The sequence below is a fragment of the Paenibacillus mendelii genome, assembly GCF_024498075.1.
Taxonomy (GTDB): domain Bacteria; phylum Bacillota; class Bacilli; order Paenibacillales; family Paenibacillaceae; genus Paenibacillus_Z; species Paenibacillus_Z mendelii.
In genome coordinates, this window is the sequence record NZ_JANHOF010000049.1 from 1 (window position 1) to 2671 (window position 2671).

The window sequence follows — 2671 nt, forward strand, 5'->3', positions numbered from 1 at the left end:
TGAACTTGGGTCAAAATCTAAGAAAACGTGAGCATTTAAGAGAAAAGTGATTCTCCATAGAGGGAGGATAATTTAATCATTTCGCCGAATAATTATCACCAACATACGGAATTAATACTCTTAAGATAAGGTCAGAAGGCATTCGGATAATTGTTCAACTAACGGATACGAGAGCAAAGCGATGAAACCGATCCATCGCTTTCGTTGTGTTTAAATACATTAAGCGAGAGGCGGGTCACAGCTTTTGGAAAAGCACTTAGAAATAAGGAAGGCAATCAATAGACTTTCACTGCAAGAAGCGAAACAGCTTATTACGATCATCAAGTTACAACTGGATATGGTTGAAAGGGACAGTAATGGAATAATAGATCTATATAAAAACTTGAAGGACTTATACGAGAAGCTACTAGTTCCTAATGATCAGATCTCGATATGGGAACCGAATGATGCTGCCACGAAAGTGCATATTGTTTTTGGTGATGTTGTTGCCAGGAGTTTGAAAGATGTCATAAGGCAATTGGGAATTGAGAATACAAACAAGATGGTAAGTTTTCGAGATCAATTTACTATTGGACCTCTATGGCAGCTTCATGAGGAAACTGGAAGAGCGCGTAGAGTTGAGTGGCTCAGAGACCACATCAACAATGAGTTCGATTGTGATGATTACGATTACGATACCTACCATCAAAGATTAATGGAGCAAATAGACCATATTCCCGCTGAAGCATGCATTATGATATGGAGCGGGAATAATGCCCACGAACAGATAGGGTTGCGGTATGCACTTTATTTGCTAAGGAAAAAACAAAATGAAATATTTGTTTTTAATGCCGTGGAAGCTTGCGAAAGAAGGTTTAATACTTCCGATCAACATATCAAATCTTTACACACTGGCGAAATCCCTCCTGAAAAACTTCAGAATGTTTTCGGGGAAAACGAGGACAACGGATTAATAGATTTCGAAACTAAAAAGTTAATGGAGCATGAATGGTTATCGCTTGCTAATCATCATAACGTGTTGCGTATTTGGGATAGAGAAAGGATCCAAAACGTCGATGAGAATTATTTCGATTCCTATTTGCTGAAGACAATAGAGAAGCTACATGCCAAAAAGTCGAATCATGACTTTATTAAGGCTGGAGAAGTAATGGGCGAAGCGCTCAGACACTGCGATCATCACGTTGCTGATAACTATTTTGAATACCGACTGAGACAGCTAATTTATAATCAGTCCTTGGAAATCAAAGGTGTGCCAAGAGGGATGAGATTTTACAGCGTAAGGCGTATCTTCAATACTTCGTTACGCTAACGGGACACGATAGCTTAATAAACAACTAAGACGCGGCTGCCGGCATGGATCGGCAGCCGCGTTGCGCTAACGGGCAGAATTCACTAATGGTAAGTGATATAATTCTAAGGGTTATCAATGAGTAAGGTGGTGGTTATGTGGAAACTGGACTTCTCCTGAAATGGGAGCAAGAACATAGTGCAATAAATCGGACAATCGATGGGTTCTGGAACACTTTTCGTAGTTGGAAAAAAGAAAATAAAAATGAGTATCATGACTTATTTATTGGCAAGTTGGATGAGGATTTTATTTTTATTGATGTGGTATCGATAAGCTTAAAACAATATTATGACCGTGATGGAGCTGCCATTTTTTGCTCACTCCGACTACACTATCTTAAAACAATGATTGGGACCTATGATATGGAATTCCTGTTGGATGGCACAATAGCAGATGATTACTTATCATTTGAGGAAAGAACCACCCTTCATCGAATGTTAGCGGCAGATAAATATGGTTTACACTTTGCACGAAAAGCAATAGCAGAAGGGGTCGAAGAGGAAGTAATCAAAAATATTACAGGTCTAGAAAAAGACTTTATCGCCATGTTAAAAAGAAAGTCATTGAGCTAACGGGACACTATAGCTTAACAATAACCAGGACGAGGCTGCGGGCATGAGACGGCAGCCTCGTTGAGCTAGCGGGCAGGATAATGGAACGATTGTTGCAACAAATAATCGTTCCATGCGTCTAATTTGAACAAAGATGAGGACGGGGGAGGGAATTAAGTTGTCCGCCGAGAGAGATAAAATGATAAGTTCACTTAAAAATATCGTTATTCCCAGCTTACGTGACCGTGGCTTCAAGGGTACTTTTCCGCATTTTCGAAGAATAACCGAAAAGAAAATAGACCTCCTAACATTTCAATTCGATAAATATGGTGGTGGGTTCATTATTGAGGTAGCTGTTTGTTCACCTGAGGGCCATACCCATCATTGGGGAGAAAAAGTCCCTCCGAACAAAGTAACCGCATATGAATTAAATCCCGATAATAGATTAAGGATTGGAGATAAAGATGATTGGTTTAGGTACGACAAACGTAATTTCTTCGGTAATATTTACGACAAATTAGCAAGTAAAGTTTTAAAAAGCCTCAGTGAGGCGGATGATTATTGGTCCGTCACTAACTTTCACTAAACTCCCATGGAAGAACGCAATTACTTCTATAATCTGTGGTGCCGCTGAGCGGCATGGATGGCTAACGGGAAACGATAGTTGAACGATCCAGGAAGCAGATTGCCGCGGCAGCTGCTCCTTTTTCATGTACGCCCAGCATGGGCGTCATCTCTAGGGTGAAAGTCCCGAACGGGGGCTGGCGAACGC

General features: G+C 40.5%; 3 protein-coding genes. All 3 read left to right on the forward strand.

What is annotated here, in order from left to right; translation table 11 throughout:
• Positions 1-244: 244 nt before the first annotated feature.
• The 3 genes from NNL21_RS35915 to NNL21_RS35925 all read left to right on the forward strand — a co-directional run bounded on the left by NNL21_RS35915 (position 245) and on the right by NNL21_RS35925 (position 2485).
• The gene (locus tag NNL21_RS35915; RefSeq protein WP_204822855.1) at positions 245-1309 is read left to right on the forward strand and encodes a DUF1835 domain-containing protein; all 1065 of its coding nucleotides are present in this window, start codon (positions 245-247) and stop codon (positions 1307-1309) included.
• 137 nt (positions 1310-1446) lie between these two features.
• The gene (locus NNL21_RS35920; RefSeq protein WP_204822856.1) at positions 1447-1920 is read left to right on the forward strand and encodes a hypothetical protein; all 474 of its coding nucleotides are present in this window, start codon (positions 1447-1449) and stop codon (positions 1918-1920) included.
• 157 nt (positions 1921-2077) lie between these two features.
• Positions 2078-2485, forward strand: coding sequence for a DUF4304 domain-containing protein (locus NNL21_RS35925; RefSeq protein WP_204822857.1), 408 nt, complete (start codon positions 2078-2080; stop codon positions 2483-2485).
• Positions 2486-2671 lie beyond the last annotated feature (186 nt).